This is a genomic window from Pseudobdellovibrio sp. HCB154 (genome assembly GCF_046267985.1).
Classification (GTDB): domain Bacteria; phylum Bdellovibrionota; class Bdellovibrionia; order Bdellovibrionales; family Bdellovibrionaceae; genus Pseudobdellovibrio.
Window position 1 is genome coordinate 3,020,900 of the sequence record NZ_CP176530.1, and the last position, 14,098, is coordinate 3,034,997.

A 14,098-nucleotide genomic window follows, 5' to 3' on the forward strand; every position below is an offset into this window, starting at 1 on the left:
CGTATTCATCTCCTACTACGTGCCACAAATCGCGCTTCCTTAAATATTACCATAACTTAGCTCACAGTATTTTTTTAAAAGCACTAAACCTGTCTGTAATTGCACCTACTGATATTTTGTCTTGTTTCAAGACGTAGGCACAACAGGACTAGACATGTTTTGGACTTTCGGTTTAGGCGTTTCGGTGAAGATCCTGTTAAGAATTCTCGACAAAATTTGTTGTTAATTTTTTTTGTTAAGAATTAGGTATTAAGGTCTGTCGGCCTTGATAGTGGCTTCTGACCAGTCTTTTAACTTCCACGAGTATGTGAATAGCAACGCAAGCTCTTTTGCATTCTGCGTTTCGATCGATGTATCTTGTGAAGCCATGGCATAGCGAAGAGTACCTTTTAAATACTCTTCAATGCGGTCATGTGTGACTGAAAATTCAATGCTTTGACCAGAGCCCGCTTGAACATCGACATTGCTCACTTTAGTAGGCGCTAATGTGAAGTATTTAAGTTCAGTATCGAATCTGAATTTACCCGCTTGATGAATCATATAACTGATATCAAAGAATACTGACGACACGTTAGCTGAATACACACGAACACCGCACAGTGAAACATCATTCACGGTACAGATACTTCCCTGAATTAAATTCTGAAAATTAAAGACGTAATATAATTTATCAAACTGACGAAAGCCTAGGCCGATACCCCAGTTACCTTTTTCATAACGGGCTTCGGCTTGTAAGCTTGTCAGTAAACGGTCGCCACCTTCAATCGGTACACTTTTAATATCCGGCAACATTTGATTGTTCTGTAATTCGGCATATAAAACAGTTTTAACATTTTCGTTCCAGTAATTATTCCAACCAAAACCTGCCGCTAAATTTAATTTTGAAAGTAGTAAACCATCTTTTTGCGCGCCGGGAACCGCATTCGAATCCACGCCGTCATATCTATTGTTGTATCCGCCGATATTTGCAAAGATCGCTGAATAACGTGTAATACATTCTGATCCAGTCCATTCACCTTCACAGATCATGCGGTAGCGTAAAGCTTCTGAAATATTATCCTGAGATTTTTCAGCCGCTTCGACATCCTGAATTTGCTGATCGGCAGGCTTGGCTACGATTTCACTGAATTTATCGACAGGCTTTACCTCAGTCGCCGCAGAAACCGGCGGAGGGAATACGATCGGCTCTGGTTTTACTTCGACAGGCGTTTCAGCAGCAGGAACCAATTCTGCAGAAACCATGCGGAATTCTTTTTCGTCTTGGATAATTTTGTAAGGTCTTACTTCTTCTTCACAATGAAATGGTAAAGTGATGATCGTACCTGGCGAAATCACATCTGGATTTTGAAAATTATTAACCTTAAGAAGATCATTCATCGAGCCTTTATTGCCAAACACAGGCTCAAGACCGAATTTACGAAGGACAGCGGCTGCGTGCTCACCTTTTGCAATTTTGTATTTTGTAGTCTTTGTAACCGGCGAACATACGCCGTTTAACGGCGCGGCTTCGACCGCTATGGCAGAAAGCAAGCCCCCAAGGAAAACCCAAAGGATGAAACTGATACTTCGCATACCTTAATTATTTGATAACATTTATAGATTAATCAAACGATCTTATGATTATGGCTCTTCTAGACTAGCCGGAAGTCGATTTCCATCACCATCAGTTTTTAAGCGCTCTTGCTGTGATTGGAACCTAAAATAGTCAAACTCTGACTTAATCTTAGCGTCAGCCTGCAAGGCCGCAGCCTTCTGTTGAAACTCTTTATTTTTCGATGTCAGAACGTTTCGTTGATAAATATCAGCTAACGATTCTGCATAGAATAGCTCATTAGGTTCAGCATCGTAGAATTCTTCAAACAATTTAACAGCATCAGCCATCTTATCTTGTTGTAATAAAGCCCACGCAAGTAGAGGTTTAATATTTTTATTTCTTGTTTTAAGCTCTAAAGCCTTTGCCGCTAAGAATTCTAACTCAGAGTAAGGCTTTTTCTTTTCATACCAAAGCTCTGCTAATACCGAATAGATTTCTGAATTTTCAGGGTTCAGCTTTTTCGCAAGTTCGATCTGGCGCTGAAAGCTTTTCATATTATTCATTTTAAAATGAATATAGGCCGCTAAGATTCTTAACTTATCATCTTTTGGAAATGATCTAATACCTTGTTCAACAAGTGCCATAGATTCAACATAGCGTTTTTTCCAGATCATAAATTGGCCATACTCTTGGTAAAGCTCTAACGAATCCGGGCGTAACTGATGAGCACGACGTAAACGATTTAAAGCTAAGTCAGTTTGGCTGTCTTTCCACTCTAAACGGGCTAGCTGAACTTGTGCTGTCGGGTAATATTCAGACCACGAAGCTAAGCTTTCTAAGGTCGTTGTGGCTTCACCAACATCATTTTGCGCTAAGTGAATTTGCGAAATAAAAAATACTGATTGGTCAGATTTTGTGATTTCGTATAACTCTTGATACAACTCTTCTGCGTTTGTGAAATCGCGTTTTAAGAAAAGCACATGCGCAATTTTAAATTCGATACCCACCGAATCCGGATACATTTCTTTTTGCTTTTTTAATTCGGCAATCGCATCGTCATAAGCACCAATACGGATACAGGCTTGCGATAAACGCTCAGACACATCTAAGTCATACGGGTGATATTTAGAGAATTTCGTACCTAACGCGTACAAATCTTGCCATTTACGTAAGTCATATTGAATCGCCGTCATCTTCTTCATGGTTAATAAATCAAACGGTTTAGCTTTTTCAGCTAATTGTAATTCAGCCAAAGCTTGTTCAAATTGATTCTGTCTTTGAAAAACTTCAAAACGGCCTAAATGTACGCGGTACGCTTCTTCACCATTTTTTTCTAACGCTGCTAAATTTGCAGACGCTTTATCCAAACGGTTCATATTTAAATTCATTTGATAGATTTTCCATAAAGGAAAATTTTCTTTTTTTAGGTCATAAAGCTTTTCGTTAATCGTAATCACTTTTTCAAAAGATTCAGCTGATTCGTAAATATCTGAAACTAATTTTAAGCGTGCGTATTCAAACTGACTTACATCGCTTAACTTTTCTAACTCAATTAACGCTAAGTTATTCTGATTTTTCTTATGAAAGGCAACACTTAACCAATAGCGGGCATCATCGTTTGCAGGATCATGCAGTAATGATAACTTAAAATACTCAACCGCTTTGTCATAGTTACTATCATTTAAATAGCCAAGACCTACATCTCTGTAATAGCCAGTGCGTGTTTCGTGCTGTGGAAAAAGATCTGAATAAACTGTCTTTTCAGGAATAGCCACCGGCGCTTGGGCACATCCCCAAGTTAAAGCCATACTTCCTAATAAGAAGATCAGATTAATCTTTTTCATCACTCTTCTCTTCGGTGTTTGCCAGACTGGACTGTACTAGACCTCAGACCAGATAACGGCACTAAACTTGAAATAGTTCATTTGGAACATTTTAAACCCTAATAAAGGAAGTCTTATGAGAAATTTAATAGCCCTTTTAAGTCTAGTGTCGATTTCTTTAACAGCTTTTGCCAAAGAAAAGTGTGTAACGACGGATATTCTTGCTGAAAAAGAAAGAATCGCAAAGGTTGAAGGATTAAGCGAAGGTGAACGTTCAGTTCTATTACAAAGTGCCTATTCAGTTAAAATGGTGCAGATCTTAGCGTGCTCTGGCTTAAAACAAAAAATCAGCAAAACTGATTCAGCGTTTGGTGTAGCTTTTATGGAAGACGATATGAAATCTCGTATTCATGCCCTTGAAACACAACGTTCAAATATTGAAAGCTTACTTAAAGATGATGAATTAAGCGCCATTGAACGTGATATCTATTCACGCAGCTGGGCTTTAATTCCGCAAGAAATCGAGCGCGAAAAAGCGACTACGGCTTCTATCATCAAAGGTATTAAAAAGTTAACTCGCGATTTCTAGTATGAGCCAAGAAAAATTCTGGAACGACAATGCAAATAACTGGGCGCAAGTCATTGAAGCTAACTTGATCGCAAGCCGCGCGGTCACTAATGCAGCCATCGTCAATGAAATTGTAAATTTAAAGCCACAAACGGCTTTAGATATTGGCTGCGGTGAAGGTTGGCTTACCCAAGTCTTAACCGAGAAAAATATAAATTGTATCGGGATAGATGGTTCGCAGAATTTGATTACCATAGCTCGGCAAAAAAGGTCTGGTTCATTTTCCTGTGTGAATTACACCCAAATTGCTGAAAGAAAGTGGCAACCGCCCCATCCTATCGACATAGCTGTATTTAATTTTTCATTACTCGAAGAAAACCTGACTGATCTTTTAAAAAAGACTACAGAATTTTTAACGCCACAAGGGCATTTGTTAATTCAAACCTTACATCCAAAAAATTTGGTTGAATACCGCGATGGCTGGAACGAAGAAGATTTTAAAACGATGAGTATTCCTTTTAACGGAAAAATGCCATGGTACGGGCGCACACTTGAATCATGGAAATTATTATTTACTGAATGCAGTTTAAATCTAGTTAAAACAACAGAGCCCGATTTAAATGGCAAACCGAGCTCTGTGATTTTTGTTCTTAAAAAGATTTAGAAGAGCTCTGCACAAGCGGCTTCAGGATTTGCTTCTACAAGTTTTTGCACTTGGCTTAACATCGTATCACACGCTGGCACGACTTGCGCTTCTTGGCGATTTAACGGCCCGAAGTGTGCGCGTAAAATACGAATCAGCGTCATCGCGTATTCTGTAGCAAAAGCCGGACAACGTTTTAAAAACGCCTGGTAATCTGCTCCTGCACCCGATCCTAGAACCGATTGTGCTGAACAGCTTACACCTTCTTTAAACGTTGCTAAATGACAGCGGCTTTCATCAGCTAAGTACTCATCGTAAAGTTTACGTAATTCTGTTGAAGCTCCCATCGAGTTGTAGCTTTGCTGAAATAAGCCCGCTTCGCCTTCAGAAGACGAACGATCAGATCCCGCGGCGGTATCCCAACCGACACAATAACGACCTGAACTTTCACGCATTCCTAATCCCACACCAATCACATAAGTTGAATGAAGGGGTTCGTCACCGGCTGGGCTTGTTTGAAGACCGGCATTTGCTAAAATACTGCTGTAGTGAGCCAAAACATCTTTTGCTGCATTACCTGAACTTGCCGATTTTAAAATCGAAGCTGCAGGTTTAACTGGGTTTGCGCGAATACGACAAAGACTTCGTGCATAGGTTAATGACATACCTTTTAAATAAGCCATAGGCGGCTTACCACGGCTTGTAAACGAAAACTGGGCACAAGATGATTTCGCGGCAATATCTTTAATGGCGGCCGTATAACCCGCGCTAGGAGCCGGTGTCGGAGTCGGCGTAGGTTCTGGTGTAGGCGTCGGCGTCGGTGTTACGACCGGCGGTTGCGACACTGTCGGTGTTCCCGAAGTTGTCGGAGTTGATTGGGAGTTGTTGCTATCAGACTTCGTTGAAGAATTACTTGATGTAAGGTCTGGGTTTAAACAGCCTGAAAATAGTCCTGTTAAGAGAAAAGCGGCTGTGTAGATTGTTACTGTTTTTGCGAATTGATTTTGTGTTGTTATCCTTTTCTTCATAGATAAGCAGTTTGGACTAAACAGCTTGAAAACCGCTACCAGCAAGGCTTTTGGGTCGAGTCTAGTTTTTCTGTACAGCTTTTTAAGACAGTTTCACCTTCTGTTTATGATGCTGCATTGGGTTTGTTTGTTTTGCGTTAAACCCTCGACGTTGGGCCATTCATTTCGCTGCAATGAAAACCGATAACTTCAACACTATGGCAGAAATTACAGTTTTAAAACAGATCACCGACTTTGCTTTCAAACAAAAAGTTTTCATCAAACTTATGAATGGCGATGCCGTTCTTTTACTTAAAGACAAGTATGATCGCACATTGCCGTTGAAAGTGACGCGCTTAGAAGAGCAGAATAAATTTTACTGTAAAGGCGCTGTAAAGCTTGATTTAGATTTTTCATATTCTGAAAACTACACCGCCCATTTTATGGTTGATACAGAAAAATACATGTTTGAAACAACACCCCTATTAGAAGATGGCCATGTTGTTTTAAATTTAAAACGTGTCTTTCATCTGCAAAACCGTCAAACAGTTCGTTATAAAGTTCCGGCTGACACACATTTAAAATTAGTGATCGGCTCCTTAAACGAAGAAACTTGTTTATTAGATTGTTCGGTATCAGATTTAAATTCACATGGCTGTTCTGTTATCGTGAATGCCCCGAAGACTGTTTTACAGTCTAAAGATTTAATTGATGCTACTTTAATTAACGGCACTGAAGGCTCTTTACAGCTTCAAGGCGTGATTAGAAACGTACGCCCGCATGGGCCAGAACAATTTGCAGTGGGTATTGAATTTCACCATATGCTTTATTCTGGTGAAGACAAGCTTGTCTCAATGATCAATGAGCTTCACCAAAGAACTCATTTAAAATCATCTTAAATAAACAAACAGATTAAAATAAAAAACCCGCTCTTTGAAAGCGGGTTTTTTTAATCTGTTTAATCACAATATTATTCGCTAGCTATCGGAGGTGTCTCACCATCAGAACATGGCTCAGCCGGTGTCGTCACTGGATCAGACGTCGTAGGATTTTCTGACTGAGTCACTGACGTCGAGAAGCCCGCTACTTTTGCTCCGTTTGCGTTTAAGATCTTCGCACTGTTATTTGACGAAGTACCTGTCGCAAAACCATTGTAATCAAGTGCAGGGTTTGAAAAGCGTGGAATACGAGTGTAAGTACCGTAAGCCATCACTGTTCTGAATCGACCCGAAGAATTTTCATAACCATCGCTATGATTTAGACCGATGTTATGGCCCAACTCATGCGTAAACGAGAACTGCTTAAATGCTGTCGTTTTCGTGATCGAAAAACCTGAGCTGTAAGTCGATCCGACATAACCAATACCTGCCGTTGACGAGTTCGCATAGTATGCAGCTACCGCGACTAAGTCAGCGCCCACACGTTTACGTTCTGCGTGAACTGCATCCCATTTACCATCACTTGTGCCTTTTAAAGCTGATAAGTCAGATGAGAATGAAGCTTCGGCTTGAGTCAGAGCCAATGTACCTACTAAACGAAGTGATAAGTTCGCACCACTGTTTTGGTAAGCTTTGTTTGAATCAGCCACACCCATTTGGATTAAGGCCTTAATCGCATCACTACCACCGGCATTTTTTAAAGCATTCGGCGTGTAAGCAACCAACACATCAATCTGCGGAACAGCATCCATCGCTGTCGCTTCAGTATCTTGTTGTGTATTTAATGGTTGAACGAAGTTAGCTGTATTCGAACCGCCACCTTCTTCAGTTAAACACTCAGTGTCTGTATCAGTTACAGATTTAACTGTGTGAATACCATTACCGGCAAAACGGATTTCGTAATGTTCTTCAGTGGCTTGTTCACCCACGTTGGCAACCATCACATCATTATTAATAACGATTGTAACATTGCTTAATTGGTCGTTATCAGTTCTTCCTGTGGCTACGATATTGTTATCAGAGTATTTTTTAACCTCTTGTAAAACCACATTCACTGATTTGTTGTTCAGGAGGGGCAAGTGGAAATTGTTGCTGCGTCTTTCTAAGATACGCTGTTTTAACTGCGCAACATCAATACGTACTGTGCGTGATTGTAATGTATCTGCATCTTGTAAAGTGCTGGCAGAAAAATTTGTAACTTCTTGTTCGTTAACGTCTTGAAAAAGATCGTCGTTGTTTTGCATGTTGTCTACGTCTGCAGACATATTCGAAGCTGTTGTACGTGCTTCGCAAGTTGTCGCCTGATTCGTGTTTGAGGCATAAGGTTTGTCAGAAGATGACGAAAGTAAACAGGATTGTAATACGCTCGTTAGGGTTAATGTTAATAATGCATTTCGTAAATTTTTGTTTGTTACCTTTGCGTTTTTCATGTTGTACCAGTGTTACGGGTGATTGATGAAATCACCAAGTCTTCGAAGAAAATCTGTGCAAAGGTCTTTGCGTACAACGTTATTTTAAATTCACTCGAGTGTAATTTTGCGTTTTTTATTTCTGAGAATTAATTTTTTTGATACTATAGTTTTTAGAAAATCAGCTCTTGTTTCCTTCGCGAATTCGCAAAACTTTTGAATAAAATCTTAAAAATTTTGACCTGCCTTATGAAGCAGAACTGCTTTAATCCTACGAAAATTTATTTGCCTTTCGAGAGATCTCCCGAGCTGTTTCGCTGTTAAAATCTTTTTAACAGTTCTTAACAACGAACATATTCGAGTTAAAATCCCTGTAAAATGGGGCACAATACCCGCCGCACCGAGTGTAAAAAGTCTAATAACCCACTGTTTTTTATGATTTTTCTCTAGACGGAACCTCTAAATTACGGCATATCGTAAATAGATTTTTATTGGGGTTCGTCACTTGTTAAGGGGTAAAAAGCTGATGATCATTCAAAGTCCACAGGCAAAAAGCGTTCAGCTTATGGCAAACGCTCTTGGTAACCAGAAAGAGGGAATCTTCGAACATATTCCTTTGCCGGCCTGTATTGTCAATTTGAGCCATCATGAAATCACCCGCACAAATCACGCCTTTAAAAATTTTCTTGAAGCCTACTCGATTGAAATTAACGAAATTAATTTTCCTTACGCACGCTTAGCTAGTGGCCACGCCCTTTTTAGCGAAGAATTTACTTTGATCTCAAAGAAAAAACGCCAGGTTTCATTTCTTTTAACTTCTAGTGAAGTCGTTAAAAATAACAATGGTGATTTAACTCAGCTCGTTTATCTCAACGACATTACCTACATGAAAAAAATTGAGGCCGATCTTGAACACAGCGAAGCTCGATTAGGCGAATCATCGCTGACAAAACATATCGGCTTCTGGAATGCTGATCCTGCATCTGGCATGTGTTATATCTGTCCGACAATGGCCAAAGACTGGGGCTTTGATCACTCAAAAAATCCAGTGCATTCTGATCAAATTATGAATGCTATTCACCCAAGTGACCGTGCTGAAATTTGGATGGCTGTTGAAAAGTCGCTATTACAGAATATTCCTTATTACTGTGAATACCGCGTGATTCGCCCTGATGGTTCAATGGTTTGGATCGAAGGCCGTGGCGAATACATTAAAGATATTAACGGCCACCCGTTTCGTTTTACCGGCACTTCAACAAACATCACTGACCGTGTTGAAGCTAAATTAAAACTTACTCAAGAGCTTGCTGAGCTTAAAGAAACCGTCTCGCAGTTAAAACAAGCGCAAGTTCTTGCCGAGAACGCTTATAAAAATAAAACTGTTTTTTTAGCTAACGTAAGTCATGAAATTCGCACTCCGCTAACGGCCATTTTAGGTTTTGCTGACCTTCTTAAAGACGGGCCTATTTCTGATATCGAAAAAGCGCAGTTCGCTGAAACAATTAACCGTAACGGTAATGCTTTAATTAAAATTATCGATGACGTTTTAGATTTATCTAAAGTTGAGGCCAATTGCTTGGAGTTAGAAAGAATTGAGCTGTCGCCACAACAGCTTCTGCATGATGTAGTTCACCAGTTTAAAGGTAAAGCCCGCGCTAAAGGTATTTACGTCTTACTCGATATTCAGAATGAACTGCCGCAAACAATTTTATCAGACAGTGTTCGTATTCAACAGGTTCTGACAAATCTATTAAGCAATGCGATCAAATTTACCGACCAAGGCGGCGTGATTGTTCAGGTTAAGTCTTACGCTAAAAAACAATCTAAAGCTGAACTTCAAATCCGCGTAATCGATACAGGTATCGGGTTAACTGAAGACCAAAAAGAACGACTGTTTCAACCGTTTACACAGGCTGAATCAAGCACAACCCGTAAGTTCGGTGGCAATGGTTTAGGTTTAGCTCTTTCAAAACACTTGGCTGAAGCTTTAGGTGGGCAACTTATTATCGAACGCAGCGAAAAAGATATGGGCTGCACATTTGCATTTACGCTAACCGCAGATGCTCCTACTGCAACAGCTATTAAAATTGAAACTAAAAAGTCATCGCAGCAGATGGATTTCGTACCACTATCAGGATTTAATATTTTATTGGCCGAAGATTCAGTTGATAACCAGTACTTCGTTGAAAAATTCTTAACCAAACACGGCGCTACGGTTTCTGTAGTAGCCAACGGTCATGAAGTTCTTGAGCAAACGGCGAAACAAAATTTTGATATTATTCTTATGGATATCGAAATGCCTGAAATGGATGGCTACGAAGCCACTCGCCTTCTACGCCAGCGTGGATTTACCAAACCGATCTTGGCTCTTACGGCGCATGCTATGGCCGAAGAGCGCACAAAAACGCGCGACGCTGGCTGCGATGGCCACTTAACAAAACCCATCGATACAACTCAGCTGTTAGCAGCGTTAGAAAATCATTTAAAAAAATCGAATAAAAAGAAACGTTAGACTAATTAGTTTTTACGAACTTTAGTGCTACCCAAAAGAAACTGTCTTTCAACAAAACGTTTAAGCTCGTAAGCTTCTTGTCGTTCGCGACGAACAGTCTCAGAAGGTGTATTTATCAATTGCGCTGACAAAACTGCAGCAAAGCAGTCTTGGGCATCGTTATCTAAATCTGTCAGTGGAACTATATACTCAAGCTTGTACATAAATTCGTTTTGTAAGGCTGAAGCGATTTCAACCACTGAATGCGGCGGAATCTCTGAATGAACAATACGGCGTTCTTTTAACGCTACAGCAACGTCTGCAAAAATCTTTTCAACTACTGTTGGATCTTTGCGTGCAAACAACTGATCCCACGGTGTAGTTTCTAATTCATCTAAAGAATAACTGCACAGCGAATAGTAATTAAACGTACGATAAACCTGGCGGCTTCCCATATACACTTCAACGATATGATCATTTTGTAGCATATTAAAAAACTCAGAAGGTGGCGCCAAACGTAGCGAACGCAAAGCAAACCATAACAACTGTTTTTCTTGAACAGCATTAAAAATTTCTTTCTGTTCAGAGGCCATTTGAAACACGTCTCGATAAATCTTAAGACGGTTTGTGATCGATTGAAATTCTGACTCGGGTAAATTTGAAAGTTTGATATTATCGAGGTCAGAAAAAACACGGAACGTAGAACCAAGCTTTTCGGCGATCGTGTGCATTTGCAGTGTCGTTGCGCAAAATTCTTCAAACGTGTTTGTAAGATTTTTTGTCGCTGGACCCTTTAAAGACATCGAACGCCCTTTCGCTTATGAAAGCTAATTAGCCAGCTTTTGCTTTTTTCTTTTTCTTGAAAACTTTTTCTTCGATTGAACGTTTTGAATCTAAAACCATTGCAGATACAAGCTGTTCACGATTTAACTTAAGAACATCGATTAAATGATGAAAGCAGTGTGATGGAGGCGCACATAAACCACGCTCCCAGTTAGAAACGAATTGCACGTGCACTTTTAATGACTGCGAAAGCTCAGTCTGAGTAAAACCTTCGTTTAATCTTTTTTCTTTTAGATATACACCTAAATTTTGAAAATCGCCTTTCATATATCGTGCTTCCTTTTTGCTATGTTTACATTTGTAATCATACTTGAAAATTAACATTTTTTAAACAGATCTTTTACACTAGACCTTAAGTAGGCATTTTATAGCATAATAAATTTTTATTTATTTTTGTTAACTAAACTTTAAAACGTTTAATATCGAGATGCTCCGGAATTACTTTTCCGTAGATTCCATCCACCAAAGTCTTTGCGGCGTTAAAGCTAAGCCCCATACCATGCCCCGAGCAACCGGCAATATAATGCAAATCAGGTTCTTCTGCTTGTGCACCAATGAGCATCTGCCCATCCGGAGAATAGCCCATAATACCTGACCACTGCCGAGCAATTACAGCTTGAGCGCCTAAGCGAAAATGATCTTTTACAAAATCAAATAACGCTTTTTGAATGATAGCGGTGATATTATCAGCATGAGTTTTTTCGGTTTCTGTATCTAGATTTCTGAAACCACCGATTAACAGTTCTCCGGTTGGTAGCTGGCGAAAGTAACAAAGATGTTTGGTCAGATAACAAGGCCCCTTAACAAATTGCTGTAAAGGTTTTGTTAAAAGAATTTGACCACGGCCTGGCACAATCAAAGAAGCAAACTTTGGATTTATTAAAGGCAGATAAGCATTCACCGTGGCAACAACTTTAGCAGCAGAAATTTCGCCCTGATCAGTTTTGATCGTAAAGCCATTCGAACTTTTGCTTATACTTTGAACTTCAGTTTGCTCATGAATATGCACATTAATCTTATTTAAAAACTGGCTCAGTAGCTTAATCGGGTGCACATAACCATCACCCGCATAGACAATGCCGCCTTCAAAGCCAACAACTCCAAAATCGCGATCCATTTCTTGGGAGTTCACTTCGTACACATCTATATTTTGTGCACGCATAACTTTAGCGATTTCTTGGTAATACGCCCAACGTTCGCTGTTGGCAGCCACCGTGCATGAACCTGTAATTTTAAAATCTACTTTACCTGCATTATCTTGAATGATGTGTTCTTGCAAAAGTTTGCGGTTATCTTCAGAAAATTTCCAAATCTCGGTCGCTTTATCTAAACCAAAATGATCTTTAAGTTTGATGAAGTGCTCTGTTGAACCACAAGTCACAAAGCCTGCGTTTCTACCAGAGGCCCCGAAACCGATTTTATTTTTTTCAATAACACCTATTTTTAATTTCGAATCTTTTTGCAAAAGCCAATACGCCGTTGATAAGCCAGCAATACCACCGCCGATAATCACGTAATCGTAATGTTGTAATTTGGGTGTTTCAGTATTTAATTTAAAATCTTGCCAAAAAGATTGAGTCATAAATATTTAACCATCTCAACAGCTGTGCAACGGCAAGGTTTACCATCACGCGTGCACACGTAATCCACATCAATCCAATAGTTCGGATGTGTAGCTACTGGTTTAAAACCAAATTTAGTCAGATAACGAATCGAAGAATTATTCGGAGATTCTTGCCAAGCGTGAGCGACAATTGCTTGCGTTCCGATTTCTTTTAGACGAACAATCGCCGCTTCAGAAAGTTTTGGACCCCAACCGCCGCCTTGCACTTCGGGCGAAATAAATAAACTTTGGAAATATCCGGCTTTATCTTGCGGAACATTCCAAAGTTCGGGATGAAGCTTAGCCCCTTTGCCTTTGCTCCATGCCCCCGGAGGGTACGACAAACGCAGACCAAAAATTTTACCGTGCTCATCAACTAAAACAAAAGAATACATCACATTATTTAAAAGTGATTTTTGATAACACTCTTTAAGTTCTTCGTGAGTGAAATAGTTTTCACCGATAGTTGCATCGGTGAATGTTTTGATTTGCGCTAAATCATCTAAATGCAAAGGTCTGATCTGCATTTAGCTATCTGCTCATATCCCGTGACTTGCGTCAAGGAAGTGATTCTTATTTACTCATAATCAATTTCATATTCACTGGGCTGACGTTGGACTGTCGCGGCTTCTACAGACTTACCATATTTGTTTTCACTGCCAAAACCAGTCACTTCAACGTATTGGCCAATATCATAAGCTCGTGCCGGCGTTCTGATATCGACTGGTAAGCGCACCACTGACCCTTCAGTCAGTAAAAATCCAGATACTTCTCCTGAAGGCTCGTGCAACAATGTGTCGATTTCACCAGCGACTGCAATACTTTGTAAATCTTTATACGCTTTCTCGCGTTCTTTTTTTGAAGCCGCAAGTTTACCCTTGGCACGATTAGCAATCACAATCTCGCTCGCATTTTTTGGCGTTACGATTTGTGTGGCTTGCATCGCATTTGTCGTACTTTCAAAACCTTTCACATTCACCGTATCACCAACTGCTACACCATTAGTGATAGCCGTCGACATATGGACAGGAAAACGAATTTGCATTCCATCTTCAAGAATAAATCCATCCACTTGCCCTTCGGCGGTTGTGATAAAACGTGATACCACACCTGAAACTTCCCAAGTCGCCTTCTGCCCCATATTATGCGCCGTACGATCACTTGATCCGGGGGTTGTGCAGCTTGTAGTAACTGCGGTTAACGACATCAAAATAGCTAGACTAATCAATATCTTCATAA

At 39.9% G+C, this 14,098-nt stretch carries 13 protein-coding genes; 4 read left to right on the forward strand and 9 right to left on the reverse strand.

From position 1 onward, the window contains the following. Nucleotides 1–249: 249 nt before the first annotated feature. Nucleotides 250–1,572, reverse strand: a complete 1,323-nt coding sequence (locus tag ACKWCF_RS14350) for a LysM peptidoglycan-binding domain-containing protein (protein WP_409478291.1) — start codon at nt 1,570–1,572, stop codon at nt 250–252. Nucleotides 1,573–1,620: 48 nt separating this feature from the next. Continuing rightward, nucleotides 1,621–3,378 carry a tetratricopeptide repeat protein gene (locus tag ACKWCF_RS14355; RefSeq protein ID WP_409478292.1) on the reverse strand — a complete coding sequence of 586 codons (1,758 nt, stop codon included), beginning with the start codon at nt 3,376–3,378 and terminating at the stop codon, nt 1,621–1,623. 115 nt (nt 3,379–3,493) lie between these two features. Here ACKWCF_RS14355 and ACKWCF_RS14360 point away from each other — a divergent pair, with 115 nt between their 5' ends. After that, nucleotides 3,494–3,946 carry a hypothetical protein gene (locus tag ACKWCF_RS14360; RefSeq protein WP_409478293.1) on the forward strand — a complete coding sequence of 151 codons (453 nt, stop codon included), beginning with the start codon at nt 3,494–3,496 and terminating at the stop codon, nt 3,944–3,946. Nucleotide 3,947: 1 nt separating this feature from the next. Continuing rightward, a complete protein-coding gene (locus ACKWCF_RS14365; protein WP_409478294.1) occupies nt 3,948–4,589 on the forward strand; it encodes a class I SAM-dependent methyltransferase in 642 nt (213 codons plus the stop codon). On the opposite strand, the gene ACKWCF_RS14370 is transcribed toward ACKWCF_RS14365, so the two are convergent. Continuing rightward, nucleotides 4,586–5,596 carry a hypothetical protein gene (locus ACKWCF_RS14370; protein WP_409478295.1) on the reverse strand — a complete coding sequence of 337 codons (1,011 nt, stop codon included), beginning with the start codon at nt 5,594–5,596 and terminating at the stop codon, nt 4,586–4,588. The genes ACKWCF_RS14365 and ACKWCF_RS14370 overlap by 4 nt on opposite strands. Nucleotides 5,597–5,793: 197 nt before the next feature. Here ACKWCF_RS14370 and ACKWCF_RS14375 point away from each other — a divergent pair, with 197 nt between their 5' ends. Next, complete coding sequence (locus ACKWCF_RS14375) at nt 5,794–6,474, forward strand: PilZ domain-containing protein (protein WP_409478296.1); 681 nt, start codon at nt 5,794–5,796, stop codon at nt 6,472–6,474. A 71-nt stretch (nt 6,475–6,545) separates the two neighbouring features. On the opposite strand, the gene ACKWCF_RS14380 is transcribed toward ACKWCF_RS14375, so the two are convergent. After that, nucleotides 6,546–7,943, reverse strand: a complete 1,398-nt coding sequence (locus tag ACKWCF_RS14380) for a reprolysin-like metallopeptidase (RefSeq protein WP_409478297.1) — start codon at nt 7,941–7,943, stop codon at nt 6,546–6,548. 505 nt (nt 7,944–8,448) lie between these two features. Between ACKWCF_RS14380 and ACKWCF_RS14385 the strand changes: the two genes are divergently transcribed. Next, nucleotides 8,449–10,434, forward strand: a complete 1,986-nt coding sequence (locus ACKWCF_RS14385) for a response regulator (RefSeq protein ID WP_409478298.1) — start codon at nt 8,449–8,451, stop codon at nt 10,432–10,434. A gap of 5 nt (nt 10,435–10,439) precedes the next feature. On the opposite strand, the gene ACKWCF_RS14390 is transcribed toward ACKWCF_RS14385, so the two are convergent. The 5 genes from ACKWCF_RS14390 to ACKWCF_RS14410 all read right to left on the reverse strand — a co-directional run bounded on the left by ACKWCF_RS14390 (nt 10,440) and on the right by ACKWCF_RS14410 (nt 14,096). Then, nucleotides 10,440–11,216 (reverse strand): hypothetical protein, encoded by a 777-nt coding sequence (locus ACKWCF_RS14390; protein ID WP_409478299.1) that lies wholly within the window; start codon nt 11,214–11,216, stop codon nt 10,440–10,442. Between the two features lie 28 nt (nt 11,217–11,244). Beyond that, nucleotides 11,245–11,523 (reverse strand): helix-turn-helix domain-containing protein, encoded by a 279-nt coding sequence (locus ACKWCF_RS14395; protein ID WP_409478300.1) that lies wholly within the window; start codon nt 11,521–11,523, stop codon nt 11,245–11,247. Nucleotides 11,524–11,656: 133 nt separating this feature from the next. Next, nucleotides 11,657–12,838, reverse strand: a complete 1,182-nt coding sequence (locus ACKWCF_RS14400) for an NAD(P)/FAD-dependent oxidoreductase (RefSeq protein WP_409478301.1) — start codon at nt 12,836–12,838, stop codon at nt 11,657–11,659. Beyond that, the gene (locus tag ACKWCF_RS14405) at nt 12,835–13,386 is read right to left on the reverse strand and encodes an N-acetyltransferase family protein (protein WP_409478302.1); all 552 of its coding nucleotides are present in this window, start codon (nt 13,384–13,386) and stop codon (nt 12,835–12,837) included. The genes ACKWCF_RS14400 and ACKWCF_RS14405 overlap by 4 nt, the downstream gene beginning before the upstream one ends. A 50-nt stretch (nt 13,387–13,436) precedes the next feature. Next, nucleotides 13,437–14,096: a hypothetical protein gene (locus ACKWCF_RS14410; protein ID WP_409478303.1), complete on the reverse strand. Its 660-nt coding sequence runs from the start codon at nt 14,094–14,096 to the stop codon at nt 13,437–13,439. Nucleotides 14,097–14,098 lie beyond the last annotated feature (2 nt).